Origin of the sequence: Streptomyces sp. NPDC018833 (assembly GCF_044390825.1) — a bacterium.
In the GTDB taxonomy this organism is placed as follows: Bacteria; Actinomycetota; Actinomycetes; order Streptomycetales; family Streptomycetaceae; genus Streptomyces.
The window spans coordinates 39,565-65,151 of the sequence record NZ_JBIRZM010000013.1; the positions used below are offsets into that span (position 1 = coordinate 39,565).

The window sequence follows — 25,587 nt, forward strand, 5'->3', positions numbered from 1 at the left end:
CCGGCCCAGGTATTTCAGCTCCTGAGACCGAGGCGGCCCCGCAGCCCGGTCATGACGAAGTCGCTGAACAGAGGCGTGCACTGGTGCAGCATCGCCTCCAGCTCCGCCCGTACGCCGGGGTCGACGGGCTGAAGTGTGTCCACCCAGCGCCGCTCCTGCACGCAGGCCGCCCCGTTCTGCCGCAGCGCCGGATCCGGGTCGGTCAACGCGGCGACCGCCGCGCGGAGTTCGGTGAGCCCGCCGTGTTCCTTCAGCAGCCGGAACGCCGCACGGCGCGTGTGGACCGGCCGTTCTGGCGCGAGCCGCTCAAACAGCGGGTCCGCCGGAAACCGGCGGGCCAGCGGCAGGAGCGCCCGCGTCGCTTCCCGCACGACGGCCGCCGAAGGGTCGTCCACCAGTGGCAGTACGCGATCCGCCGGCACCGCGTCGAGCAGTCGCAGACCGGCGGTGGCCTGGGCGCGCACGGCGGCGACGGGGTGCGTCAGAAAGGTGCGCAGCAGGCCGGCGTCCTCGCGCCTGCCGCACTCGGCGAGTCCGGTCATCGCATACGGCGCGATCCCGGTCGGGTCGGCGCACAGTTCGAGGTAGCGGGCGTGCGGGTCACCGCCGCCCTGACTCACCAGCCAGCGGGCGCAGGCACGCACCAGGGGCGAGCGGTCGAGCAGGTGGGCGGCCGCCTCCGCCGCCCGGCCCGCCCGCCGCAGCGCGGTGACTCCGGCGGAGCGTACGAGGGGAGCCCGGGCGCTCAGCAGGATGTCGACACTCTCCCCGCACTCCGCGCCGTTCGCCAGTGCGGCGAGCGCGGCGTCCGACCACCAGCGGGCCGACACGGGGTCCAGGTCGTCGGCGGCCCGCCGCGCCAGTTCCCGGACGCCGAGCAAGCCCTCGTCCAGGGTGATGCGGGCCGCGAGCCGTCGTGTGGCCGTGTCCCGGCTGTCGCGGAGTCCCGCGAGTGCGGGATACGGGGGAGTGCGCAGGGCGGCTTCGAACCGGTTGCGTGCCCACGTGCCCTGCTCGCGGCGCCCGACGCGCAGCACCAGCGGGGTGAGCGTTCGCAGGGTGTCCTCCGTGGCGGCTGTCAGCCGCTCATCCAGGAGCCGGCGAGCGCACTCGCGCACGGCCTCGGCCCAGTCCGCGCACCGCACGACGACCAGGTACCAGAAGGCCGGTGCGTCGAGCCCTGCGCGGAGGGCGGCTTCCCGGACCCGGCCGTCGGGGTGGCACAGGGCGGTCTCAGGGCAGGCGCTCAGCCGGGCGGCGGCCATGGGGTCGTACCAGGCGGAATGCCGGACCCCGTGGTCGAGCGCGGCCCAGCAGGCGGGGTCCTCGAAACTGAGGACCCGGCTCGCCGGCAGGCCGTCGGCCAGGTGTTGCGCCGCTTCCAGTCCGGCCCTCATGTCCCAGCGTCTTCCTGCGCGCACCGTGTCCCCCTCGGCTGTCGGTCCGCCGACTCTAGAAGTGGGGCACCCAGTGTGACCAGCCATTTTCTCGTCAATTGACAAAACATACGGAGCACTGCATAGTTATACCCATCAGCGTTTGCACTGTAAGGAGAAACTCGTGGCCGAGCGCGTCGTACTCGCCTACTCGGGCGGCCTTGACACCTCCGTCGCCATCGGCTGGATCGCCGAGGAGACGGGCGCCGAGGTCATCGCCGTTGCCGTGGACGTCGGCCAGGGCGGCGAGGACCTGGACGTCATCCGCAAGCGCGCGCTCGCCTGCGGTGCCGTGGAGGCCGAGGTCGCCGACGCCAAGGACGAATTCGCCGAGGAGTACTGCCTCCCCGCCATCAAGGCGAACGCCCTCTACATGGACCGCTATCCGCTGGTCTCCGCGCTCTCCCGGCCGACGATCGTCAAGCACCTCGTCGCCGCCGCCAAGAAGCACGGGGCCACCACCGTCGCCCACGGCTGCACCGGCAAGGGCAACGACCAGGTGCGGTTCGAGGCCGGCATCGTCGCCCTCGCCCCCGAGCTCAAGTGCATCGCCCCGGTCCGTGACTACGCGATGACCCGGGACAAGGCGATCGCCTTCTGCGAGGAGAAGCAGCTCCCGATCGCCACCACCAAGAAGTCGCCGTACTCCATCGACCAGAACGTCTTCGGACGGGCCGTCGAGACCGGCTTCCTGGAGGACATCTGGAACGCGCCGATCGAGGACATCTACGAGTACACCTCGAACCCGGCGGAGCCGCAGGAGGCCGACGAGGTCGTCATCACCTTCAAGGAAGGCGTCCCGGTCGCCGTCGACGGCAAACCCGTCACCGTCCTGCAGGCCATCCAGCAGCTCAACGAGCGGGCCGGCGCCCAGGGCATCGGCCGCATCGACATGGTCGAGGACCGGCTTGTCGGCATCAAGTCCCGCGAGGTCTACGAGGCCCCGGGCGCCATCGCGCTGATCACCGCCCACCAGGAGCTGGAGAACGTCACGGTCGAGCGCGAGCTCGCCCGGTACAAGCGGCAGGTCGAACAGCGCTGGGGCGAGCTGGTCTACGACGGCCTGTGGTTCTCCCCGCTCAAGCGGGCCCTGGACGGCTTCATCAACGAGGCCAACCAGCACGTCAGTGGCGACATCCGGATGACGCTGCACGGCGGCCGGGCCGTCGTCACCGGCCGGAAGTCCGACGAGTCGCTGTACGACTTCAACCTCGCCACCTACGACTCGGGCGACACGTTCGACCAGTCCAAGGCGCAGGGCTTCATCGAGATTTTCGGCCTGTCGCAGAAGATCGCGGCGCGGCGTCATCTGCGGGCGTAGCCAGACGGACCTCGCGTAATCCGCACGCGTTGAACACAGCGCCTCCCCTTCTCTCGCGGCGGGAAGGCGTCTTCACACTTCTCCCAAGGAGCAACAGCTGTGAGCAGCAACAACGGTGACGTCCGGCTCTGGGGCGGCCGCTTCGCCGACGGCCCGGCCGAGGCGCTGGCGAGGCTGTCCGCGTCGGTGCATTTCGACTGGCGTCTCGCGCCGTACGACATCGCCGGTTCCCGAGCCCACGCGCGTGTGCTGCACAAGGCGGGCCTGCTCACCGAGGACGAGCTGACGCGCATGCTCGCCGGCCTCGACCAGCTGGAGGCGGACGTCGCGTCCGGAGCCTTCACCGGCACCATCGCCGACGAGGACGTCCACACCGCCCTCGAACGGGGCCTGCTGGAGCGGCTCGGTCCCGACCTCGGCGGCAAGCTGCGTGCCGGCCGGTCCCGGAACGACCAGGTCGCCACCCTTTTCCGGATGTATCTGCGCGACCACGCCCGCATCATCGGCGGTCTGATCGCCGACCTCCAGGACGCCCTCGTCGGCCTCGCCGAGGCCCACCCGGACGTCGCCATGCCGGGCCGTACGCACCTCCAGCACGCCCAGCCGGTCCTGTTCGCCCACCACGTGCTCGCTCATGTGCAGTCCCTGTCCCGGGACGCGGAGCGGCTGCGTCAGTGGGACACCCGTACCGCCGTCTCGCCCTACGGCTCCGGCGCGCTGGCCGGCTCCTCGCTCGGTCTCGATCCGGAGGCCGTGGCCAAGGACCTCGGCTTCGAGCGCGGTTCCGCGGGCAACTCGATCGACGGCACCGCCTCGCGCGACTTCGTCGCCGAATTCGCCTTCATCACCGCGATGATCGGTGTGAACCTCTCCCGGATCGCCGAGGAGGTCATCATCTGGAACACGAAGGAGTTCTCCTTCGTAACCCTGCACGATGCCTTCTCGACCGGGTCGTCGATCATGCCGCAGAAGAAGAACCCCGACATCGCGGAGCTCGCCCGCGGCAAGTCCGGCCGCCTCATCGGCAACCTCACGGGCCTGCTCGCCACGCTCAAGGCGCTGCCGCTGGCGTACAACCGCGACCTCCAGGAGGACAAGGAGCCGGTCTTCGACTCCTGCGACCAGCTGGAGGTCCTGCTCCCGGCGTTCACGGGCATGATGGCGACGCTCACCGTCAACCGGGAGCGCATGGAGGAGCTCGCCCCGGCCGGCTTCTCGCTCGCCACCGACATCGCAGAGTGGCTGGTCAAGCAGGGCGTGCCGTTCCGGGTGGCGCACGAGGTCGCCGGCGAGTGCGTCAAGGTGTGCGAGCAGCAGGGCATCGAGCTGGACCAGCTCACCGACGAGCAGTTCGCGAAGATCTCCGAGCACCTCACGCCCGAGGTCCGCACGGTCCTGAACGTCCCCGGCGCGCTCGCGTCCCGCAACGGCAGGGGCGGCACGGCCCCTTCGGCGGTCGCCGTCCAGCTCAACGAGATCAAGGCCGATCTGGTGGTACAGCACGCCTGGGCCACGGCCAAGCGGTGACGCCCTGACCCACAGCGCCGCCGCCCGGTCCGCGAGTGTGTCGAAGTCGGGCCGGGCCGGCCCGACCCGTTCGTCGATGTGCGGCAACGGGGCGGCGGCGACGTTCTGCTCCACGCAGTCGTCGTTCTGAACAGCGGCTCGATCGATCTGCTCGCAGGGGTCGGTCGTCGAGCCATGGGCTATGAGCCATGAGCCATGGTCACTGTCCTGTAGCCGGACGAGCTGATGTCCATGGTGCAGACGCCGTAGACGACGTACAGGCCCCGGTCGAGATTGCCGGCGCCCTCTCCCGCCCCCGGACCAGTCCGGGGCCGAGCACCCACCTGAACCGGGAGCCGTCGGTGCGGTCGACGACCGCGGTGCCGCTGACGTCCGCGTCGTAGGAGTCGCCCGTCTCCTGGTTGGAGACCCGCACGATCAGGTCGGTCTTGCACGCGACCCGCTTCTGCGATCCGTAGGGGTGAGTGTTCAGCACGCGCCGCACCACCTCGTCCATGACCGGCTCTCGACGTGGACGGGGAGGCCGCAGCGCAGGCCCGCCGCGACGTCGCACGGCGCGGACGGTGCCGGCTCCCAGCCGAGCTCGGACCCTGCGGACCCGGCTGCGGACCCGGGTGCCGCGCCCATGAGCGTGGTCGCGGCGACCTCGCGGAGGACTGGCTGGTGACGGGGCTCCTCAAGCGGGCGCGGCAGTGCCCCGAGGAGGCCGCGGCCGCTCTGGAGGGCGCGGGAGTTCCGCAGGCAGTTGTACGCCTGCCTGACCGAACCCGACGACCCGAGGGCCTTCAAGGCGGTGGCCGATGTAGTGGAGGACGCCGCGAAGGTGTCGGCGTTCATCCGAGGCGGCGACTGCCTGCGCTGGCGGCTCCCCGTCCGCCGGTCTGCGGCTGCCCGTTCTCGCCGTGGCGCGCAGCGCCGCCGAGCTGCCGGCCGACCCGCAGCGTTCAACCCCGCGCGCCCCGGTGCGGGCTGCGGCCACTGCTCCCCAACGAGAGCGGGCGGCGCAGATGGTGCAGCCTCGCCACCTGCGATATCGAGACGTCCGCGTACTGAATGAGACATGAACGTCTCATGTGGGCTATGCTTGTCTCATGGCCATGGATCGTGAACAGGTGCTCCGTACCGCTGCCGCCCTGCTGTCCCGGAAATCGACCGCCACCATGGATGAGGTCGCCCGGGCCGCCGGTATCGGGCGCGCCACGCTGCACCGTCACTTCGCGGGCCGCGACGCGCTCGTCAGGGCGCTCGAGGCGTTCGGCATCCAGGAGTTCGAGGCCGCCCTCGACCGGGCCCGGCTCGACGAGGGCGACGCGAGCGACGGGCTGCGACGGCTGATCGCCGAGATGGAGCCGGCCGCCGATCTGCTGGCCTTCCTGGTCACCGAGAACCAGCTGTTCGAGGGCGACCAGGTCAACGAGGGCTGGTCCCGGCTCGACGCCAGGGTCTCGGCGCTCTTCCGGCGCGGTCAGGAGCGGGGCGAGTTCCGCATCGACCTCACGCCCGCATGGCTGACCGAGGCGCTGTACGCGCTGATCGGCTCCTGCGCGTGGGCGGTCATGGACGGCCGCGTCGCCAAGAAGGACTTCCAGTACATGACCGCCGAGCTCCTGCTCGGCGGGGCTCGACGGAGTGTGAGGACATGAGCAGCACCATCCGGCCCACGACCAGGGCGGACGAGACCGTGTACCGCCCCGGGCGGTGGCTGGCGCTCGCCGTCCTGGTGCTGGCCGTTCTGCTGGTGGCGGTCGACGCGACCGTCCTCGGCCTCGCGACCCCGTTCCTGAGCGAGGACCTCGAACCGACCGGCAACCAGTTGCTGTGGATCGGCGACGTCTACTCGTTCGTCATCGCCGGGCTGCTCGTCTCCATGGGCAGCCTCGGCGACCGCATCGGCCGCAAGAAGCTGCTCCTCGGCGGCGCCGTCGCGTTCGGCGCGGTGTCCGTGCTCAACGCGTACGCAACCAGCCCCGAGACGATGATCCTCGCCCGGGCCCTGCTCGGTGTCGCGGGCGCCACGCTGATGCCGTCCACGCTGGCCCTGATCCGCAACATCTTCCATGACCCCAGGGAGCGCAGCCTCGCCATCGGCATCTGGGGCGCCATGGCCTCCGCCGGCGCAGCCGTCGGGCCCGTCGTCGGCGGCTTCCTGCTGGAGCACTTCTGGTGGGGGTCGGTCTTCCTGATCAACCTGCCCGTCATGGCCGTCCTGGTCCTCGTCGGCGTCAAGCTGCTGCCGGAGTCCAAGAACGCGGTGGCCGGCCCGTGGGACCTGGTCAGTGTCGCCCTGTCGCTCATCGGCGTGGTCGGCGTCGTCTACGCGATCAAGGAGGCGGCGAGCCACGGGCCCGGCCCGGGCGCCGCTGCCGCCGCGCTGATCGGCATCGCCGCGCTGTACGGATTCGTGCGCAGGCAGCTCACGCTGCCCGCACCGCTGCTCGACATGCGGCTGTTCCGGCACCGGGGTTTCTCCGCCGCCGTCCTCGCCGACCTGCTGACCATTCTCGGCCTGTCCGGTCTGGTGTTCTTCCTGTCCCAGTTCCTGCAACTGGTCCAGGGCAGGCCGCCGTTCGAGGCCGGACTCGCGGAACTGCCCGCCGCAATCGGCGCGGTGGCCACCGGACTCGTCGCGGGCACGGTGGCGCGGCGCTACTCCGTACGGGCCGTCGTCGCGGGCGGTCTGGCCGCCGTCGGTCTGGCGCTGGCCACGCTGACGCTGCTCGGCCGGTCCACCGGCTATCCGCTCCTCGGCGCGGCGCTGCTGGTGGTCGGTGTCGGCGCGGGCTTCTCGTTCACCGTCACCGCAGACGTGATCCTCTCCAGCGTTCCCAAGGAACAGGCGGGTGCCGCCTCCGCGGTTTCCGAGACCGCGTACGAACTGGGCGCGGCCCTCGGTATCGCGCTGCTGGGCTCCATCGTGACCGGCGTATACCGCGGCTTCACCACGCCGGCCGGAGTGCCGGCGGACACGGCATCGGCAGCGCACGAGTCGCTCGGCGGCGCCGTGGAAGCGGCGGCGGGGTTCCCCCACGGGCAGGCGACGGCGCTGCTCGGCGCGGCGCAGGAGGCATTCGTCGACGGCCTGCGCCTAGCGGCGGGTGTGGGCGCGGCGGTGCTGCTGGCGACGGCAGTCGCGGCGTGGTTCCTGCTACGGGGCCAGAGACTGGCGGACGGCGTGGAGCACTGACGCACGGGGTCGCAGGGCGGCCGTTTCCCACCCCGCCCTCCCCCTGCGGCATGGCGGCCGCGGACGGTACCCCCATCCCGTAACCGGACTCCGCCCGGACCGGTACCGCGCTTCGCGTGGTGTCCTCAAGCGCCGGACTGGCTGCAAAGCAGGAGGCAGTCGGCGATTGAGGCGCGGAGTCCGGGGGCGGAGCCCCCGGTCCGGGAAGGGCGGGGAGGGGAGGAAAGCCCGCCGCAGGCGCCACGCCCACGCGCCGGGCGGGCTTACGCCGCCTTCGCCTTCGTGGCGTACATGTCCACGTACTCCTGGCCAGACAGCCGCATGACCTCCGTCATCACCGAGTCGGTGACGGCCCGCAGCACATAGCGGTCGCGGTCCATGCCCTCGTACCGGGAGAACTCCATGGGCTCGCCGAAACGGACCGTCACCCGGCCCGGGCGCGGCAGGCCCGCGCCGCCGGGCTGGAGCTTGTCCGTGCCGATCATCGCGAAGGGGACGACCGGCGCGCCGGTCATCAGCGTCAGACGCGCGATGCCCGTACGCCCCCGGTACAGACGGCCGTCGGGGGAGCGGGTGCCCTCGGGGTAGATGCCGAAGACCTTGCCCTCCTCCAGCACCCGGCGGCCCGTCATCAGCGCGGCCACACCGCCGTTGGCGCCGTCGCGGTCGACCGGGATCATGCCGACGCCGGTGAAGAACCACGCCATCGCACGGCCCTTGAGACCCTTGCCCGTGACGTACTCGTCCTTTCCGATGAAGAACACCGGGCGGTCGGTCACCAGCGGGAGGACCATCGAGTCGATGAACGTGAGGTGGTTCCCTGCGAGGATCACCGGCCCCGTCCCGGGGATGTTCTCGGCGCCTTCCACACGGGGGCGGAACATCAGGCGCAGGAACGGCCCGAGCACTGCCTTGATGAGCGTCAAGCGGGACAACGGGTCCTCCGGTGTCGTGGGACGGGACGGTGATGGTCGGCGCAGTCTGTCCGTGGTCTGTCTGTGTGTGTCTGTGGTGCGTGAGTCTGTGCAGGTGAGGACCATACTCGCGCGTCCGGCCGCATCGCACATCGGGTTCACGGAGGAGATACACAGTGTTGACACGTGTTTTCACTGTGTTCGCCCAGGGTCTGCCGCGGTTAAGACGTTGCTGCCTACCATCGGGCGACGCTCGACAGGTGCGGGACATCACATGGAGGAACGTTTCATGACACAGGGTGCGAGCAGCAGTCCGGCGCGCCGGACCTTGCTGGGGGCCGCTGTTCTGGGTACGGCCGCTCTCGGCGTCGGCGCGGGCGCGGGGGTAGCCCAGGCGGGCGGGCGCCGCGGCGGCGGCCCGTCGTACAAGGGGCTGCCCGTGCCCGCCGTGATCGCGCACCGGGGCGCCAGCGGCTACCGGCCCGAGCACACCCTCGGGGCGTACCAGTTGGCACTCGACATGGGCGCGCACGTCATCGAGCAGGACCTGGTGCCCACCAAGGACGGCCATCTCGTATGCCGTCACGAGAACGACATCACCGGCACCACGGATGTCGCCGAGCACCCCGAGTTCGCCTCACGCAAGGCCACCAAGTCCGTCGACGGCGTCAGCATCACCGGCTGGTTCACCGAGGACTTCACGCTCGCCGAACTGAAGACGCTGCGCGCCAAGGAGCGCATTCCCGGCACCCGTCAGGAGAACACCCTCTACGACGGCCGCTGGGCCGTGCCCACGTTCGAGGAGGTACTGCGCTGGGCCGAGGACGAGGGCCGCCGCCGCGGCCGCCCGGTGTGGCTGCATGCAGAGACCAAGCACCCCACCTACTTCCGGAGCATCGGACTCGGCCTGGAGGAGCGGCTGGCCAAGCTGCTACGGCGCTACGGGCGCCACCGCGCGGACTCGCCGACGTTCCTGCAGTCCTTCGAGCCGACCAGCATGGAGCGCATGGCGCGCCTCGTCGGCACGCCGCGCGTCGTCCTGCTGTGGACGCCCGACGACCGCCCGTGGGACTTCCGCGAGTCCGGCGACCCGCGCACCGTCGCCGACCTGGTCACGCCCGAGGGACTGGCCTGGATAGCCGGATTCGCGCAGGGCATCGGCCCGTTGCTCGACCTGGTCATCCCCAAGGACGCCGACGGCCGCCTCACGACGGCCACGACGCTGGTGCGCGACGCCCACGCCAAGGGCCTGGTCGTCCACCCGTACACGATGCGCAACGAGAACAGCTTCCTGCCCGCCGACTTCCGCCGTGGCACCGACCCGCACGCCTACGGGGACGTCTTCGGCGCGTACAAGGCGTACCTGGCGACCGGGATCGACGGCATCTTCACCGACAACCCGGACACGGGCCTGCTCGCGGTGGCGGACGTCCGCGCCTGACGCCCGGACGCGCCCGCGGCGGGGCCCGGGCCATGCCACGCCCGGCCCCCGCCGACCCGGCCGCCCCGGACGAGCGGCTTGCCACCGCGACCCGGCCGCCCCGGACGAGCGCCGGCCCGGCCGGAACCGCTGAACGACCGCCTCGCCCGGTTGACGCCCCGCCCCCGTCACGGGCGGCTTCGGCCGCGCAGGGCCACCTCGTACGGGTGATGCCGCCCGCCACACGAAACCGCAGGCCCGCGGCCGTACGTCAGGCGGGGCATGACCGTTCTCGACGAAACTCCCGCCCATGTCGTCAGCGTCCTCGGCCCGCTGGTCAGCGCCGAGGCCACCGCGGAGGCACCCGGCACCGCTCTGGAGGCCGGCGATCTCGAACAGGCCGTCTGGGTACGGCTGCTGGAGCGGCTCGACGACGACGGCCCGCCGCCGGACGCCGCACGCTGGGTCAAGGCGGCGGTACGCGCGGAGGCGCGCCGTGCCCGCCGTACGGCTGCCCGGGAACTGCCGTACCGTCACGAGCCCGCCGACGGCACCGCCGCCGATACCTCCGGCGGTCCCGAGTGCGCCGCCCTGCGGTCCGAACGCCGCCGCGTGCTGCGCGCCGCCGTCGCCCGCACCCCGGGCCGATGTCCCCGGCTGCTGGCTGCGATGTTGTCCCCGAAGGACCCCACCTACCGGGAAATCGCAGGGACGTTGGGTATCTCACAGGGCAGTCTGGGACCGATGCGTTCCCGGTGCCTGGGATGTCTGCGCAGAATGCTCGCGGCAGAGGTTGCAGCTCCTGAACATCGGGGAAAGGAGCGGTAGACAACCGGCGGACAGGTGAGCGGGAGGCATGCGCACATGGGCATGAGTGTGACCATCTCAGCGGCGGCCGAGGACGATGCGGAACACATCCTCAAACTGCAGTACCTGTGCTACCAGACCGAGGCCGGGCTCTACGGCGACTACGGGATCGAGCCCCTGACGCAGACCCTGGCCGACCTCTCGGAGGAGATCTCCCAGGGCCACGCGCTGGTGGCGAGGCTCGGCGACGAGGTGGTCGCCTCCGTGCGCGGCCGGGTCGACGCGAGCGGCACCGCCAGGATCGCGAAGCTCATCGTGCACCCGCGGATGCAGCGTCACGGCCTCGGCGGCCGGCTGCTCGACGCGATCGAGGCCCGCTTCTCCGGGGACCCTCACATAAAGCGGTTCCAGCTCTTCACCGGTCACCGCAGCGAGAGCAATCTCCGCCTCTACCGCAGCCGGGGATACGTGCCGGTCTCCAGCGAGCAGGTAGGCCCGCGCCTGACGCTGGTCACCCTGGAGAAAGAACCGGTGCCGCGGACCTACGCGGCGAGCGCCTGACCCCGGGCCTGCGCCGTGAGCGCCTAGGCGGTCGCGTCCCGGCCGCGCGCGCGGCGCAGCCAGAGCATTCCGGTCACCGGCAGCAGCACCGGGATGAAGAGGTAGCCCATTCCGTATTCCGACCACACCGTCGAGTCGGGGAAGGCGGACGGCTCCACCAGCGTCCAGGTGCCCACGATCAGTACGCCGGCGAGCTCGGCGGCGCAGCACACCAGCGCCGCCCTGCGGGCCGTCTCGCCCCCGCGGACCAGGGTGTAAGTGATGAACGCGTACACCACGGCGGCCACGGCGGAGAGCACATGGGCGAGCGGGGCACTGCCGAAGTCGGTGAGGATCTGGTAGACGGAGCGCGACACGGCGCCGACCGACATCACCCCGTACAGCCAGACCAGGAGCAGCCCCGGACCCTGCACCAGCCGGGTCCGCCCCGTCCTCGGTCCCGTTCCCGTCGTGGGCCCGGCCATCGTCAGCCTCCCCAGATGTCGTGGAGCCGTACTTCGAGGACCGCTAGCACGACGGCCCCTGCCGCCACGGTCGCCGAGCCCCAGCGGGTGCGCTCAGCCAGCGACAGGAACCCGGCGGCGGGCACCGCGAGCGCGGAGCCGATCAGATACGCCAGGAAGATCGCCGTGCCCTCGTCGGCCTTCTCGCCCCGCGCCAGCTGCACGATCCCGACGACCAGCTGGGCCAGCGCCAGTACCGACACCACGGCCATGCCGATGAAGTGCCAGTCCTTGGTCGGCTGATCGCGGTACGCGGCGAAGCCGCACCATGAGGCGAGGGCGAGCGCGGTCACGGCGACCGCGACCGTCAGGGCGTCGAGCATGGGCTCGAGCGTATTACGGCCCCAGGGGCGCGATGCGCTCGACCCCGCTCCGAGTGCGTTGCGATCGGCGCTTAGGGTCGTCGCCATGGAGATCCACGCCGAAGCCCTGCTGTTCGACAACGACGGGACCCTCGTCTCCTCCCTGGAGTCGGTCGACCGCTGCTGGGCGAAGTGGGCGCGCGAGTACGGAATCACGGCGGAGGACTTCGCCCGCGTCGAGCTGCACGGCCGGCCCGCAGCCGAGATAGCCGCCGATCTGCTGCCCGCCGATGTGGTGCCCGAGGCGGTCGCCCGCATCGAGACCCTGGAGGTCGAGGACGTCGCCGGGTCCGTGGTGGCGCTGCCCGGCACACAGGCGCTCCTCGCCCAGCTGCCGCCCGAGCGGTGGGCCTTGGTCACCTCGGCCACCCGGCGGCTCGCCGAGGCCCGGCTGGAAGAGGTGGGCATCCGGCCCAAGACGACCGTCGCCGCCGACGACATCACCCGGGGCAAGCCGGACCCCGAGCCGTACCTGCTCGCGGCCCGCCTCCTCGGCGTGGACCCCGCGCGCTGCGTCGTCTTCGAGGACGCCCCTGCCGGGCTGGCCTCCGGACGCGCCGCCGGCATGCGCACCGTGGCCTTGACCACAACGCACCACCCCGGCGAGCTGGGCGCCGATGTGGTCGTCAGCGACCTGGCGGACGTGTCCGTACAGGTGACGGCGTTCGGGCTCACGGTCACCGCTGGCGGCTGAGTGTCCGTATGGTGTGCCAGGGGTGTCCGTATAGCGGACGCCCGGATTCGTGCACCGAGCTGTCTGCTTTACTTCCCACCATGACCACGACGAGCAGCCGCACCCTTGCGACCGAGGCGATCACGACGCCCGGTGCTCGTTGTATGTGTCGAATGCGCGCCTTCTGAGGGTCCCTGCCTGAGCCGACTCGCGCCCCGAAGCGAGCCCGACAGCCGCGCCGCGTCCGATCGTCCCCGCAGCCACGGAGAACTCCCGGACCGAGCCTGCCCTGCGCACGCCTTGCCCCCGGCCACAAGCCGCGGATGCCGTGCCGCAGAGGACTGTCTGAACCGAATGCCCCGTGCCCGGCGGACACCGCGCCGCGCACTCGACAGTGACGGAAACCCTGTGATCACCACTACGGGCCTGACCAAGGTCTACTCATCGCGAGGCCGCGAAGTCACCGCTTTGGACGGCGTCGACCTGCACGTCCGCGAGGGTGAGGTCTACGGAGTCATCGGCCGCAGCGGCGCCGGAAAGTCCTCGCTCATCCGCTGCGTCAACCTCCTCGAGCGCCCCACCTCCGGCACCGTGACCGTCGCCGGCCAGGACCTCACCGCACTCGCCGGCCGCGGCCGGCGCGCGTCGAAGGACCTGCGCGAGGCCCGCAGCCGCATCGGCATGGTCTTCCAGCACTTCAACCTGCTGTCCTCGCGCACCGTCAAGGACAACGTCGAACTGCCCCTGGAGATCCTCGGCGTCACCGGCGCCGAGCGCTCCCGCAAGGCGCTCGAACTCCTCGACCTCGTCGGTCTCGCCGACAAGGCCAAGGCGTACCCCGCCCAGCTCTCCGGCGGACAGAAGCAGCGCGTCGGCATCGCCCGCGCGCTGGCCGGCGACCCCAAGGTGCTGCTGTCCGACGAGGCGACCAGCGCCCTCGATCCCGAGACCACCCGGTCGGTCCTCCAGCTGCTGCGTGACCTCAACCAGCAGCTCGGCCTGACGGTCCTGCTCATCACCCACGAGATGGACGTCGTCAAGACCATCTGCGACTCCGCCGCCCTGATGAAGAAGGGGAAGATCACCGAATCCGGCACGGTGAGCGAACTGCTCGCGACCCCTGGCTCCGAGCTCGCCCAGGAACTGTTCCCGGTGAGCGGCGAGGCGTCCGCCCCCGACCGCACCGTCGTCGACGTCACCTTCCGCGGCGAGGCGGCGACGCAGCCGGTGATCTCCCAGCTCTCCCGGACGTACAACGTCGACATCTCGATTCTGGGCGCCGCGATGGACACCGTCGGCGGCAGGCAGATCGGCCGCATGCGCATCGAACTCCCCGGACGCTATGAGGAGAACGTCGTCCCCGTCGGCTTCCTGCGCGAGCAGGGCCTCCAGGTCGACGTCGTCGAGCTCGACACCCCCGCCGCCGTTCCCGCGCAGAGCGCCCCGCTCGTCGAGGAGGTCGCGAAGTGACCTGGTCCGAGATGCAGCCCCTGCTCACCCAGGGCACGCTCGACACCCTCTACATGGTGCTGTGGTCCACCCTCGTCACCGTGGCCGGCGGACTCCCGCTCGGTGTGCTCCTCGTCCTCACCGACAAGGGCGGCCTGCTGCAGAACACCGCGGTGAACAAGGTCGTCGGCGTGATCGTGAACATCGGCCGCTCCCTGCCGTTCATCATCCTGCTGATCGCGCTGATCCCCTTCACCACCCTCGTCGTCGGCACCTTCATCGGCCCCACCGCGATGATCGTGCCGCTCGCCGTCGGCGCCATCCCCTTCTTCGCCCGGCTCGTCGAGACGGCGATCCGTGAGGTCGACCACGGGCTCGTCGAGGCCGTCCAGTCCATGGGCGGCTCGATCCCCACCATCGTCCGCAAGGTGCTGCTCCCGCAGGCCCTTCCCTCGCTCGTCTCGGCTGTCACCACCACCGTGATCGCCCTCGTCGGTTACTCGGCGATGGCCGGAGCGGTCGGTGGCGAAGGACTCGGCTCCAAGGCCGTCACCTACGGATTCCAGCGCTTCGAGACGCAGTTCATGCTCATCACCGTCGTGATCCTGATCGCGATCGTGACCGTCGTGCAGCTCGTCGGCGACGGAGCCGTACGGCTGCTGGCCCGCCGCGGACGCACCGCGAGCTGACCCGCGGACCGTCGGCTCCGGACATCCCGCCCCCCAAACAGCCCGCACTCCTTGTCCGGGCGTTGTTCCACCCATCAGAAAGAGGCACTCTTCGTGCGCAAGAACATCAAGCTCACCGCGGCTGCCGCCGCCACCGCCGCCCTCGCCCTCGGCCTGACCGCCTGCGGCACGGCCTCCGACCCCGGCGCCCAGAACGACTCCGGCGCCAAGGGCGACGTGTCCAAGGCGCTCGTCGTCGCCGCATCCCCGACGCCGCACGCCGACATCCTGAACTACGTCAAGGACAACCTGGCGGCCAAGGCGGGCCTGAAGCTGGAGGTCAAGGAGTTCACGGACTACGTCCTGCCGAACACCGCGACCCAGCAGGGCCAGGTCGACGCCAACTACTTCCAGCACAAGCCGTACCTGGACGACTTCAACAAGAAGAACAAGACGACCATCGTCCCGGTCGTCGACGTCCACATCGAGCCCCTCGGCCTCTACTCCAAGAAGGCCAAGGACGTCAAGGACATCAAGGCCGGCCAGACCGTCGCCGTCCCCAACGACACGACCAACGAGGGCCGCGCGCTGGCGCTGCTCGCCGACAACGGTCTGATCACCCTCAAGGACGGCGCCGGCACCGACGCCAAGCTCTCCGACATCGAGGACGCCAAGGGCCTGAAGTTCAAGGAGCTGGAGGCCGCCACGCTGCCCCGCGCCCTGAACGACGTCGACGCCGCCGTCATCAACGGCAACTACGCCATCGAGGCGGACCTCAAGCCCGCCTCGGACTCCCTGGTGCTGGAGAAGGCCGAGGACAACCCGTACGCCAACTTCCTCGCCGTCAAGGACGGCAACCAGGACGACCCGCGCGTACAGAAGCTCGCGAAGCTCCTGAACTCGCCCGAGGTGAAGAAGTTCATCGAGGACACGTACCAGGGCTCCGTCGTCTCCGCCATCGGCGCGGCCAAGTAGTCGGGGCGGCAGGCAACTTGACGCCGGCCCCGGGCACCCACCAAGGTGCGCGGGGCCGCGTCGTACCTGCACCCGCCCATGCACAGCCGACAGCCGATGTTGCATGCTGTGCCTTTACGGCTACGACGCACACACGGCAACGACCCTTTCGACGGTCCCCGGCATGGAGCAGTGCATGACTCACACCTTCCCGGACGTGTCCATCAGCACGGAGCGGTTGGTGCTGCGTCCCTTGGAGGACGCCGACATCGCGTCGTTCACCGAGATGATGAACGACGAGCTGACCACTGCCTGGACGTCGGTGCCGTACCCCTACACGACCCGGGACGCCGAGGACTGGGTCCGCAGGATCGCTCCTGCGGAGCGCACGACGGGCCGCGGCATCGTCCTCGCCGTCACCGAGTTCCTCACCCAGCGGCTCGTCGGCACCGTCCACCTGCGGAACACCAACTGGCGCACGCTCGCCACCGAGGTCGCCTACGTCACCGCACCCTGGGCGCGCGGCGAGGGCTACGCCACCGAATCCGTCCTCGCCGTCGCCCAGTGGCTGTTCCGCAACCAGAAGTTCGAGCGCCTGGAGCTGCGCACGGCCGCCGACAACACCGCTTCCCAGCAGGTCGCCCAGAAGATCGGCTGCATCAGCGAAGGCGTCCTGCGCAACGCCTGGATAGCGCGCAGCCAGACCGAGGACGGCGGCTGGACAGACATCCGCACCGACCTGATCGTGTGGAGCCTGCTCCCCGAGGACCTGGAGGCCGACCGCGTGGCGGAGGCCGGCTACGCCTCCTACACCGACTGGAACTGACCTCCCGCCTCCGGCAGGGACCCGGTACACCCGCCCACCGTCACGGGGCACACCCTCACCCCCTGAATCGCTCCGGGTACGCTCACGAGACGACGCGCATCGCGCGAAACACCCCCGAACTGCAACAAATCCAGGAGACTGACGAGATGGCCGACCGGGTCACGGTGATCGGCTGGGACGGTTCGCCGCTCACCCAGGCGGCCAGGTCCGCGCTGTCGGCCGCGACCCTGGTCGCCGGCGCCGCCCACCACCTGGCCCTGCCCGAAGTCCCGCCCCGAGCCGAACGCATCCGCCTCGGCAGCGTCGATCTCGCCGCCCGGCGCATCGCGAGCCACCGCGGCAGCGCCGTCGTCCTCGCCGACGGCGACCCCGGCTTCTTCGGCGTCGTACGCACCCTGCGGGCGCCGGAACACGGCCTGGAGGTCGAGGTCGTCCCCGCCGTCTCGTCCGTCGCCACCGCCTTCGCCCGGGCGGGCATGCCCTGGGACGACGCCCAGATCGTCGTCGCCCACCCTCGCACGCTGCGCCGCGCCGTCAACGTGTGCCGGGCGCACACCAAGGTCGCCGTCCTCACCTCCCCGGGCGCCGGACCGGCAGAGCTCGCGCTCCTCCTCGACGGGGTGCACCGCACCTTCGTCATCTGCGAGGAGCTGGGCGCCGCCCGCGAACAGGTCACCGTCCTCACCTCCGACAAGGTCGCCGACCACGTCTGGCGTGACCCCAACGTCGTCATCGTCATCGGCGGGGTGGGCAGCCTCACCACCGCATCCGGCAACCGCTCCGGCTGGATCGCCGGACGCGAGCCGGGCTATCCGCCCGAGCTGCGCGGCTGGGCCCTGCCGCCCGCGGACCCGCAGGCGCCCCCGGCCCGCGAGGGCGAGTACGCCGGACTGCGCGCCGCCCAACTGGCTCGCCTCGGCCCCCGTATCGGCGACCTCGTCTGGGACATCGGCTCCGGCGGCGGCGCGCTCGCCGCGGAGGCCGCCCGCTTCGGAGCCGCGGTCATCGCGGTCGACGCCGACCCGGACGCCTGCCGCCGCAGCGCGAGCGAGGCACGACGCCTCGGCGTCCAGCTCCAGGTCGTCCAGGGCCGCGCCCCCCACGTCCTGGAACGGCTGCCCGAACCGGACGTCGTACGCATCGGGGGCGGGGGAGTGCCCGTCGTCACGGCGGTCGCCGACCGCCGGCCGCAGCGCATCGTCACCCACGCCTCCACTCGCGACGAGGCGGAGTCCATCGGCGCGGCCCTGGCGGCGGGCGGTTACGAGGTCGAATGCGCGCTGCTCCAGGCCGTCGAACTGGACACCACCGACTGGACGGAACGCGAACGCACCGTCGTCTTCCTCCTCTGCGGCCGCCACGCGGAGTCCCGGGGCTAGGCCCTGCGTCGAACGATCTTGTGTGATGCCTCTCCCGGCGTGGTCCGGCCCCGCCGCTTGTCCGGCCGGGCCGCACCCACGCTGGTCACGGGATTCTTATGCGCGCCCCGTATGGTGCAGGATCTCGTCGGCCAGCCGGTCGTCCAGTGCCGTGGGCAGGGTGTGGCCCATGCCCTCGATCATGACCAGGAGAGCTCCGGGGACGGCGGCGGCGGTGGCTTCGGCGTGCGCGGGCGGGAACATCGGGTCCTCGGTGCCGTGCAGTACCAGCGTCGGTGCGGCGACGGAGGCCAGGTTCGCCGTGGAGCCCGTGCCGGCGGCTCCGGCGAACGTGTGGTTGAGCGCGGCCCGCAGATCGCGCGTCCGCTCGTACACTCGCTGCTCCATTGCGCGGTACTCGTCCTCGTGGAACGGCAGCACCGGGCCATGCAGCACACGCCACAGTGGCAGCCGGGCGGCGAGGTATTCCTCCCAGCCCGCCTCCGGCTCGGGAAAGGCCGAGGCGAGCGCGGCCAGCAACTCCGGCTTGGGCGGAGGTAGTTCGCCAGGGAGCGGAGGCGCCCCCTCCAGGACGCGTTGCAGTGCCGCCGCCGTGTCCGTGCCGAGGGGTTGGGACGAGAGGCTTGTCAGGGTCAGCACCCGGTGCGAGTGTGTGACGGCCAGCCGCTGGGCGATGATGCCGCCGAGGGACGCGCCCACCAGGTGGGCTCGTTCAGCCCCGAACGCGTCCAGGACGGCGAGCGCGTCGGAGGCCATGTCGGCGATCGTGTACGGCTGGACGGCGAAGTCGACCGTGGAAGAGCGTCCGGTGTCGCGGTGGTCGTAGCGGATGACCCGGCGGCCCCCGTCGACCAGGCGACGGACGATGCCGTCATTCCACTGGACGCCCTGTGCCTGTGCGCCCATCACCAGCAGCACCGCCGGGTGGTCCGGGTTGCCGAAGCCCTCTGCCCATAACTCAAGGTCACCTGCGCAGACGATCCGCTCGCGGCCGGTCAGGTACTCGTTCTCAGATTTATTTTCCTGCATGATCATTCAAGATAATGGTTTGGTGCAGGCCCCGCACCGGTTTCCCGGCACGTGTGAGTTGGACGCCGCGGCCCCTGCCGGGCACCCTGATCCCCATGGCCGGAGTCAAGGGACAGGTGCAGAAGCGGGGCGTGGAGCGCCGCCGCGCCATGGTCGACGCCGCGATCGAGCTGTTCGCACGGCAGGGGGTGCGCGGCACCGGAGTGGCCGCGATCGCGGAGCGCGCCGGCGCCACCCCCTCCGCCCTCATCCACCACTTCGGCAGCAAGGACGGACTCGTGCAAGCCGTCCTGCAGGAGGCCGACCGGCGCGCCCTGGAACGGCTGTCCATCACGCGGGGCGCCGAACCCACCCTTGACCAGGCGTTCGACTGGTTCGTACGGGACGCCGAGCACACCGCCGCCACCGAACGCGAGCTGGCTGCCCTGCACGCCACCCTCACCGCAGAGCACCTGGAGCCCGGTTCCCTGCTCCACACCTGGTTCCGGGACCGTGGCCGGGCACTGCGGACCCATCTCGTCTCCCTGTTCACGCGCGCCGCGGTCGACGGTTCGGCCCGTGTCGATCTGGACCCGGCAATCCTGGCCGCGGAGACGGCCGCGTTCATCGAGGGGGTCCACCTGCTGTGGCTGCTGGACCCCGAGCAGGTGGACCTGACCGCCGTGCACCGCGGCTACTTCGAGGGTCTGGCCTCCCGGCTTCGGCCATGACCAGGCCCGGCTTCGGCCGGCAGGTGTCGCTCAATGTCACTCCCGCATCAGGGGCGATGCCGGGGTGACGGCTGCCTCGTAGGACTCTGCGGTCTCGTCGTACCGGGTGGCGATGCCCCGCCATTGCTTCAGGCGGTTGAAGCACCGTTCCACCACGTTGCGCCGCTTGTGGATGCGCTGGTCGAAGGCCGGGGGCCGGATGCCGGGACTGCCGCGCTTCAGGCGTTCGGCACGGGAGGTGCCCCCGCGTTGCGTTGGACACAGGCCCGAACGGCTCCGCCGCTTCCGGCGGCTTGGTGATCTCCCTCGTGGCCTTCCGGTACGCAAGGTGCCTCCGGCACCGGACGCCACGGACCCCGCCCCTGCGGACGGACGACGGTACGGTGCGGACACTCCTCGGGGCCCCGTCGCGCACGGTGAGGCAAGGCCCACACCCTTCGCGGCGGACGGTGCGCGGTAGGCTGGCCGATCGTTGTACCGCAGCCGGGTGTTCGTCGATTCCTTCGTCAATGTCCGGAAAAAGGAGTCACTTTGGCTCCTGTTTGTGGTACGTCGGAACCGGGGGGTCGCGCGACGTGGCGCAGCCCACAGCGGACCGCGGCGGATCTTGCTGCCACGGTGGCGAACGACGGCGACAATGCTTGGGGTCCGGGGTCGATCGTGCCGCGCGGCGCACACGCTCGTTGTTGTTCACGGGCGTCAGGTGTGCCGGTCGGACGTCCCGGGCGATGGGCGAAGGAGCAAACCGATGGGCGAGGGGAACGCATGACCGACACCGGCCAGATCCCGGGCGAGGGGCTGCCGGAGAACGCAGGCATGGTGGAGCAGCCGGGCGTCCCCGCCCCCGGCGCGTACACCTACCTCGAACCCTCCGAGCACGCTTCCGAAGAGGACGACCTCCTGCTGATGCCGGGGGCGCAGGGCGCCTGGAGCGACTCTCCGCAGGCGCCGACGGCGCAGGCACCGCACACGCAGGGAGCGTCCGCCGCCGATCAGTACGCGGCGGCACCCGTCTCCGTTCAGCCGATGGCCCCTCAGCACGCCGCGCCGCATCACGGCAGCGGCGAGTACCAGGTGGACTACCAGACGGCGGGGTACGGCACGCACGAGTACCAGGCCGCTGCGCCCGTGCAGCACGGTGCCGACCTGGCGCAGTCCCTTCCTCAGGAGCCGGTACCCGAGCGCGTACCCGCACCGCAGTTCGTCGAGGTGACGCGGGCGGCGGCGGACGCCGGGGCGTACGCACAGGAGGCGCGGCAACACGACGCGCAGACGCCCCTGCCGCAGGAGCCCCCGTTCCAGGAGACGCAGGCACAACAGCCCGCGCCCGTCCAGCCGCAGGACGCCCATGCACAGGACGCCGCGCACGCGCAGGATGTCCGGGCGGTCGACGCCCAGGCCGTGCCGCAGCCCGGTGCCCCGACCCCGCAGGAGTCCCAGGAGGCCATGACACAGGAGCCGTTGGCGCAGGTCCAGGGCACCATGTCCGTCGTGCCCGGTGTGGCGCCGGCCGACGCGGCGCCGATGCCCGCCGACGCCGCTGCGGCCGAAGCGCATGCCGCAGTCATGGTCGACGCCCCGGCCGAGGAGGCCGTCGCGGCCGCGCCGACGGAGGCCGTTGCCGAGGCCGTCCCCGCGCCGGAGGAGGCCGCGGCGGCGCAGCAGGCCGCCCACGAGACCGGCGCCCACGAGGCCGGCGCCCACGAGGCCGGGGGTCGGGACTCGGGTTCCATCGACCTGGGAGCCGTACGGATGCCCGCCGCCGCCACCTCCGCCATGCCGACGCCGCCGCCCACGCGCCGCCCGCTCCACATGGGGCCGCCGGTGCCCGAGCCGCACAGCGGTGTGGTGCGTTCGCTCGCCGACCGAGGGCCCGCCGGGACGCCGCCGCACCCGATGGTCGTACGGCCCGGCCAGGCGCAGCCCGCCGCAACGGGCGTGGAGTACCTCGACGTTCCGCACGAGGGGCCGGCCGCCGATCTTCCGGGGCCGCAGCTCGGCGACATCCCGCCCCAGGCGGGCGCGCCCTGGGACCCGCAGCCGCCACAGGATCAGGCGCAGCCTGCTCCGACGGCACCCGCAGAAACGGTCGTCCCCGAGGCGGCGGTCCCTGCACAGCCGGCGGCAGCTGCCGAGGCCCCCGGAAGCACCGGGGAGGCCGTGCACGCGACCGCGCAGGAGGTCACCGTGCCCGCCCCGCGGACCGGCGGCTCCGAGCCGCGCCAGACCGCGGAGACCACTGAGGAACCGGTGGCGCCCGAGGCCGCCGACGCGGCGCCGGACACCATGGCGTCGGGAGAAACCGTCCCGTCGGGTCACCCCGTCGCGGAGGAGCACGTGTCGGAGGAGCCCGTGGCGGAATCCGCCGAAACCCTTGCGCCCGAGACCGCCGTCGTGGCGGACGCACCGGAGGTCGAACCGGTCGCCGCGGAGGCGCCCGCACCCCAGGCCGAGGTGCCTGCCGGCCCTGTGCCCGCACCCCAGGCCGAGGCGCCTGCCGCCACTGAGCCCGCCCCCGAGCCTGTGCCCGCCGCCGAACCGGAGCCGGTCGTCGAGGCGACCCCCGAGGCCGAGCCGGAGCCGGCGGCCGAGCCGGCCCCCGCGCGGGAGGACGTCGAGGCGGCCGAGCCCGCGGCCGGCGCCGAAACCGGCAGCGGCGCCCCCGCGGACGAGCCCACCGGACCGCCGACCGCTCCCGCCCCCGGCTACGACGACGCCGAGCGCGAGGCCGTGCTGCGCGTCATGCGCGAACGCCGCGACATCCGCAATGGCTTCCGCAGCGACCCCATCCCGCACGACGTCCTCCTCCGCGTCCTCGAAGCCGCGCACACCGCGCCGAGCGTCGGCCACTCCCAGCCCTGGGACTTCGTCGTCATCCGCTCGGCCGAGACCCGGCGCACGATGCACGAACTGGCCCAGCGCCAGCGCGAGGCGTACGCCAAGTCTCTGCCCAAGGGCCGGGCCAAGCAGTTCAAGGAACTGAAGATCGAGGCCATCCTCGACACCCCCGTGAACATCGTCGTCACCGCAGACCCCACGCGCGGCGGCCGCCACACACTGGGCCGCCACACCCAGCCGCAGATGGCGCCCTACTCCTCTGCCCTCGCCGTCGAGAACCTGTGGCTCGCCGCCCGCGCCGAGGGCCTCGGCGTCGGCTGGGTGTCCTTCTTCGACGAGCGCGAGATGGTCCGCACGCTCGGTCTGCCCGAGCACCTCGAAGTGGTCGCCTACCTCTGCGTCGGCTACGTCGACGAATTCCCCGAGGAGCCCGAGCTGATGCAGGCCGGCTGGTCCAAGCGCCGCCCGCTGGCCTGGGTCGTCCACGAGGAGACCTATGGCCGTCGTGCGCTGCCCGGGGAGGAGCCGCACGACCTGCTGCAGGAGACGGTCACCAACATCCGGCCGCTGGACGCCAAGGCGCTCGGCGAGGCGTGGGAGCGCCAGAAGCGCATGACCAAGCCGGCCGGTGCCCTCGGCATGCTGGAGATCATCTCCGCACAGCTGAGCGGGCTGTCCCGGATGTGCCCGCCCCCGATCCCGGAGCCCGCGGCGGTCGCGATCTTCGCGGGCGATCACGGCGTGCACGCCCAAGGCGTCACCGCCTGGCCCCAGGAGGTCACCGGCCAGATGGTCGCCAACTTCCTTGGCGGCGGAGCTGTCTGCAACGCCTTCGCCGGCCAGGTCGGCGCCGAGGTCTGCGTGATCGACGTCGGTGTGGCCTCCGATCTGCCCGCGACCCCCGGTCTGCTGCCGCGCAAGGTCAGGCCCGGCACGGCGGACTTCACCACCGGTCCGGCGCTCAGCCGCGAGGACGTGCTCGCCGCGATCGAGGTCGGCATCGAGACCGCCCGCGACCTGGTGGCCGCCGGGAACAAGGCCCTGCTGACGGGTGAGATGGGCATCGCCAACACCACCACGTCGGCGGCCCTCATCGCCGTCTACACGGGCGCCGACCCGGCGGAGATCACCGGCCGCGGCACCGGTATCAACGACGAGATGCACGCCCGCAAGGTCGACGTCGTACGCCGCGCGCTGGATCTTCACCAGCCCGACCCCGCCGACCCCATCGGGGTGCTCTCCGCCGTCGGCGGCCTGGAGCACTGCGCACTCGTCGGCCTGATCCTCGGTGGCGCCTCGCTGCGCACGCCGGTCGTCCTCGACGGCGTCAGCACCGGCGCGGCGGCCCTCGTCGCCCGGGCCATCGCCCCCGAGGCGCTGGCCGCGTGCATCGCGGGCCACCGCAGCGCCGAGCCCGGCCATGTGGCCGCGCTCAACAAGCTGGGCCTGCGCCCGCTGGTCGATCTCGACCTCCGCCTCGGGGAGGGCACGGGCGCGCTGCTCGCGCTCCCCATCGTGCAGAGCGCGGCGCGCGCCATGCACGAGGTGGCGACGTTCGACTCGGCCGGCGTCACGGAGAAGTAGCACCGGGTGCTGTCCGGCCCGCAGCGGCCGGACAGCACCCGCCAGCGGCGCGCGCCCCGGGTCCCGGCACAGGCCCGCGGCCCCGGAACCGTACCCTGGTCCCAGCAGCGCCCCCACCAGCCGCTTCACCGCCGCAGCGGCCCCCGCACACGCACCATCCGCACGAGGAGCCGCACCGCCATGCCCGAGCCCGCCGAGCACCCCGCCTACCCTGTCGGACTCCGCCTGACCGGGCGGCGCGTCGTCGTCATCGGCGGCGGCCAGGTCGCCCAGCGCCGCCTCCCGGCGCTCGTGGCGGCAGGCGCCGACGTCACGCTGGTCTCGCCCTCCGCGACCCCGTCCGTCGAGGCGATGGCCGAGTCGGGCGAGATCACCTGGACGCGGCGGCGGTACGAGGACGGCGACATCGCCGATGCCTGGTACGCCCTCGTCGCGACCAGCGACCCCGACGCCAACGCCCGCGCCTCCGCCGAGGCCGAGCGCACCAAGACCTGGTGCGTACGCAGCGACGACGCCGAGGCCGCCACGGCCTGGACCCCCGCGACCGGCCGTAGCGAAGGCGTCACGGTGGCCGTGCTCACCGGCCGCGACCCGCGCCGCTCGGCGGCCGTGCGGGACGCCATCGTCGAGGGCCTGCGCGACGGCAGCATCGCCGCACCCCACCGCCGCACCCGCGCCCCGTTCGTCGCCCTCGTCGGCGGCGGCCCCGGCGATCCGGACCTGATCACGGTGCGCGGCCGGCGTCTGCTCGCCGAGGCCGACGTCGTCATCGCCGACCGCCTCGGGCCGCGCGACCTGCTCGACGAACTGCCGCCGCACGTCGAGGTGATCGACGCGGCCAAGATCCCCTACGGCCGCTTCATGGCCCAGGAGGCCATCAACAACGCGCTGATCGAGCACGCCAAGGCCGGCAAGTCCGTCGTACGGCTCAAGGGCGGCGACCCGTTCGTCTTCGGCCGCGGCATGGAGGAGGCGCAGGCCCTCGCGGCGGCGGGCATCCCCTGCACGGTCGTGCCCGGTATCTCCAGCTCGATCTCCGTGCCGTCGGCGGCGGGTATCCCGGTCACGCACCGGGGCGTCGCCCATGAGTTCACCGTCGTGAGCGGCCATGTCGCGCCCGACGACCCGCGCTCGCTGGTCGACTGGCAGTCCCTGGCCAAGCTGACCGGCACCCTCGTGATCCTCATGGGCGTCGACAAGATCGGCGCCATCGCCGCGGCGCTCGTCACCCACGGCAAGGCGCCCGAGACCCCGGTCGCCCTGGTGCAGGAGGGCACGACCGCCGCCCAGCGCCGCGTCGACGCGACGCTCGCCACGGTCGCCGAGGCCGTACGGGCGAACGAGGTGCGGCCGCCGGCCGTCATCGTCATCGGCGATGTGGTCGGCGTCGGCGTCCCGCCGATCAAGTAACCCGCGGTAACAGAACTCCGCGCGAGCCGTTG

The 25,587-nt window shown here is 71.8% G+C and carries 22 protein-coding genes and 1 pseudogene; 16 read left to right on the forward strand and 7 right to left on the reverse strand.

Features of this window, described 5'->3' with window-relative positions:
- Positions 1 to 14 precede the first annotated feature (14 nt).
- A complete protein-coding gene (locus tag ACH5AF_RS24420; protein ID WP_398904200.1) occupies positions 15 to 1,397 on the reverse strand; it encodes a hypothetical protein in 1,383 nt (460 codons plus the stop codon).
- A gap of 163 nt (positions 1,398 to 1,560) precedes the next feature.
- Here ACH5AF_RS24420 and ACH5AF_RS24425 point away from each other — a divergent pair, with 163 nt between their 5' ends.
- Positions 1,561 to 2,757 (forward strand): argininosuccinate synthase, encoded by a 1,197-nt coding sequence (locus ACH5AF_RS24425; RefSeq protein WP_398904202.1) that lies wholly within the window; start codon positions 1,561 to 1,563, stop codon positions 2,755 to 2,757.
- Between the two features lie 99 nt (positions 2,758 to 2,856).
- Positions 2,857 to 4,284, forward strand: coding sequence for an argininosuccinate lyase (argH, locus tag ACH5AF_RS24430; protein WP_398904204.1), 1,428 nt, complete (start codon positions 2,857 to 2,859; stop codon positions 4,282 to 4,284).
- A gap of 199 nt (positions 4,285 to 4,483) precedes the next feature.
- On the opposite strand, the gene ACH5AF_RS24435 is transcribed toward argH, so the two are convergent.
- Complete coding sequence (locus ACH5AF_RS24435) at positions 4,484 to 4,759, reverse strand: hypothetical protein (RefSeq protein ID WP_398904206.1); 276 nt, start codon at positions 4,757 to 4,759, stop codon at positions 4,484 to 4,486.
- Between the two features lie 616 nt (positions 4,760 to 5,375).
- Here ACH5AF_RS24435 and ACH5AF_RS24440 point away from each other — a divergent pair.
- Positions 5,376 to 5,927, forward strand: a complete 552-nt coding sequence (locus ACH5AF_RS24440) for a TetR/AcrR family transcriptional regulator (protein WP_398904209.1) — start codon at positions 5,376 to 5,378, stop codon at positions 5,925 to 5,927.
- Entirely contained in the window at positions 5,924 to 7,468 is a 1,545-nt protein-coding gene (locus ACH5AF_RS24445) for an MFS transporter (protein ID WP_398904210.1), read from the forward strand. Before ACH5AF_RS24440 ends, ACH5AF_RS24445 begins: the two co-directional genes overlap by 4 nt.
- Before the next feature lie 263 nt (positions 7,469 to 7,731).
- On the opposite strand, the gene ACH5AF_RS24450 is transcribed toward ACH5AF_RS24445, so the two are convergent.
- The gene (locus ACH5AF_RS24450) at positions 7,732 to 8,403 is read right to left on the reverse strand and encodes a lysophospholipid acyltransferase family protein (RefSeq protein WP_398904212.1); all 672 of its coding nucleotides are present in this window, start codon (positions 8,401 to 8,403) and stop codon (positions 7,732 to 7,734) included.
- A gap of 268 nt (positions 8,404 to 8,671) precedes the next feature.
- On the opposite strand from ACH5AF_RS24450, the gene ACH5AF_RS24455 reads away from it, so the two are divergent.
- The 3 genes from ACH5AF_RS24455 to ACH5AF_RS24465 all read left to right on the forward strand — a co-directional run bounded on the left by ACH5AF_RS24455 (position 8,672) and on the right by ACH5AF_RS24465 (position 11,170).
- Positions 8,672 to 9,823: a glycerophosphodiester phosphodiesterase gene (locus ACH5AF_RS24455; protein ID WP_398904214.1), complete on the forward strand. Its 1,152-nt coding sequence runs from the start codon at positions 8,672 to 8,674 to the stop codon at positions 9,821 to 9,823.
- Positions 9,824 to 10,084: 261 nt separating this feature from the next.
- Complete coding sequence (locus ACH5AF_RS24460; RefSeq protein ID WP_398904216.1) at positions 10,085 to 10,630, forward strand: sigma-70 family RNA polymerase sigma factor; 546 nt, start codon at positions 10,085 to 10,087, stop codon at positions 10,628 to 10,630.
- Between the two features lie 36 nt (positions 10,631 to 10,666).
- A complete protein-coding gene (locus ACH5AF_RS24465) occupies positions 10,667 to 11,170 on the forward strand; it encodes a GNAT family N-acetyltransferase (RefSeq protein ID WP_398904218.1) in 504 nt (167 codons plus the stop codon).
- 23 nt (positions 11,171 to 11,193) lie between these two features.
- Here ACH5AF_RS24465 and ACH5AF_RS24470 read toward each other — a convergent pair whose 3' ends face one another.
- The gene (locus ACH5AF_RS24470) at positions 11,194 to 11,634 is read right to left on the reverse strand and encodes a hypothetical protein (RefSeq protein ID WP_398904220.1); all 441 of its coding nucleotides are present in this window, start codon (positions 11,632 to 11,634) and stop codon (positions 11,194 to 11,196) included.
- Positions 11,635 to 11,636: 2 nt separating this feature from the next.
- Positions 11,637 to 11,996 (reverse strand): hypothetical protein, encoded by a 360-nt coding sequence (locus ACH5AF_RS24475; protein ID WP_398904221.1) that lies wholly within the window; start codon positions 11,994 to 11,996, stop codon positions 11,637 to 11,639.
- Positions 11,997 to 12,081: 85 nt separating this feature from the next.
- Here ACH5AF_RS24475 and ACH5AF_RS24480 point away from each other — a divergent pair, with 85 nt between their 5' ends.
- The 6 genes from ACH5AF_RS24480 (at position 12,082) to cbiE (ending at position 17,984) form a co-directional block, all read left to right on the forward strand.
- Positions 12,082 to 12,729: an HAD family hydrolase gene (locus ACH5AF_RS24480; RefSeq protein ID WP_398904222.1), complete on the forward strand. Its 648-nt coding sequence runs from the start codon at positions 12,082 to 12,084 to the stop codon at positions 12,727 to 12,729.
- A gap of 387 nt (positions 12,730 to 13,116) precedes the next feature.
- On the forward strand, positions 13,117 to 14,178 hold the full coding sequence (locus tag ACH5AF_RS24485) for a methionine ABC transporter ATP-binding protein (protein ID WP_398904224.1): 1,062 nt from the start codon (positions 13,117 to 13,119) through the stop codon (positions 14,176 to 14,178).
- Positions 14,175 to 14,846: a methionine ABC transporter permease gene (locus ACH5AF_RS24490; protein ID WP_398904226.1), complete on the forward strand. Its 672-nt coding sequence runs from the start codon at positions 14,175 to 14,177 to the stop codon at positions 14,844 to 14,846. The genes ACH5AF_RS24485 and ACH5AF_RS24490 overlap by 4 nt, the downstream gene beginning before the upstream one ends.
- A gap of 93 nt (positions 14,847 to 14,939) precedes the next feature.
- Positions 14,940 to 15,800 carry a MetQ/NlpA family ABC transporter substrate-binding protein gene (locus ACH5AF_RS24495; RefSeq protein WP_398904228.1) on the forward strand — a complete coding sequence of 287 codons (861 nt, stop codon included), beginning with the start codon at positions 14,940 to 14,942 and terminating at the stop codon, positions 15,798 to 15,800.
- Positions 15,801 to 15,903: 103 nt separating this feature from the next.
- Positions 15,904 to 16,605 carry a GNAT family N-acetyltransferase gene (locus ACH5AF_RS24500; RefSeq protein ID WP_398904230.1) on the forward strand — a complete coding sequence of 234 codons (702 nt, stop codon included), beginning with the start codon at positions 15,904 to 15,906 and terminating at the stop codon, positions 16,603 to 16,605.
- A 146-nt stretch (positions 16,606 to 16,751) separates the two neighbouring features.
- Positions 16,752 to 17,984 carry a precorrin-6y C5,15-methyltransferase (decarboxylating) subunit CbiE gene (gene cbiE / locus ACH5AF_RS24505; RefSeq protein WP_398904232.1) on the forward strand — a complete coding sequence of 411 codons (1,233 nt, stop codon included), beginning with the start codon at positions 16,752 to 16,754 and terminating at the stop codon, positions 17,982 to 17,984.
- 96 nt (positions 17,985 to 18,080) lie between these two features.
- Here the strand turns inward: cbiE and ACH5AF_RS24510 are convergent, their stop codons facing one another.
- Positions 18,081 to 19,019 carry an alpha/beta fold hydrolase gene (locus ACH5AF_RS24510; protein ID WP_398904234.1) on the reverse strand — a complete coding sequence of 313 codons (939 nt, stop codon included), beginning with the start codon at positions 19,017 to 19,019 and terminating at the stop codon, positions 18,081 to 18,083.
- An 89-nt stretch (positions 19,020 to 19,108) separates the two neighbouring features.
- On the opposite strand from ACH5AF_RS24510, the gene ACH5AF_RS24515 reads away from it, so the two are divergent.
- Positions 19,109 to 19,723: a TetR/AcrR family transcriptional regulator gene (locus tag ACH5AF_RS24515; protein WP_398904236.1), complete on the forward strand. Its 615-nt coding sequence runs from the start codon at positions 19,109 to 19,111 to the stop codon at positions 19,721 to 19,723.
- 36 nt (positions 19,724 to 19,759) lie between these two features.
- Here the strand turns inward: ACH5AF_RS24515 and ACH5AF_RS24520 are convergent.
- Positions 19,760 to 19,888: pseudogene (locus ACH5AF_RS24520) on the reverse strand (IS5/IS1182 family transposase); the annotation flags it as partial.
- A 600-nt stretch (positions 19,889 to 20,488) separates the two neighbouring features.
- On the opposite strand from ACH5AF_RS24520, the gene cobT reads away from it, so the two are divergent.
- Positions 20,489 to 24,145 carry a nicotinate-nucleotide--dimethylbenzimidazole phosphoribosyltransferase gene (gene cobT, locus ACH5AF_RS24525; protein WP_398904237.1) on the forward strand — a complete coding sequence of 1,219 codons (3,657 nt, stop codon included), beginning with the start codon at positions 20,489 to 20,491 and terminating at the stop codon, positions 24,143 to 24,145.
- A gap of 180 nt (positions 24,146 to 24,325) precedes the next feature.
- On the forward strand, positions 24,326 to 25,555 hold the full coding sequence (gene cobA / locus ACH5AF_RS24530; RefSeq protein WP_398904239.1) for a uroporphyrinogen-III C-methyltransferase: 1,230 nt from the start codon (positions 24,326 to 24,328) through the stop codon (positions 25,553 to 25,555).
- Positions 25,556 to 25,587 lie beyond the last annotated feature (32 nt).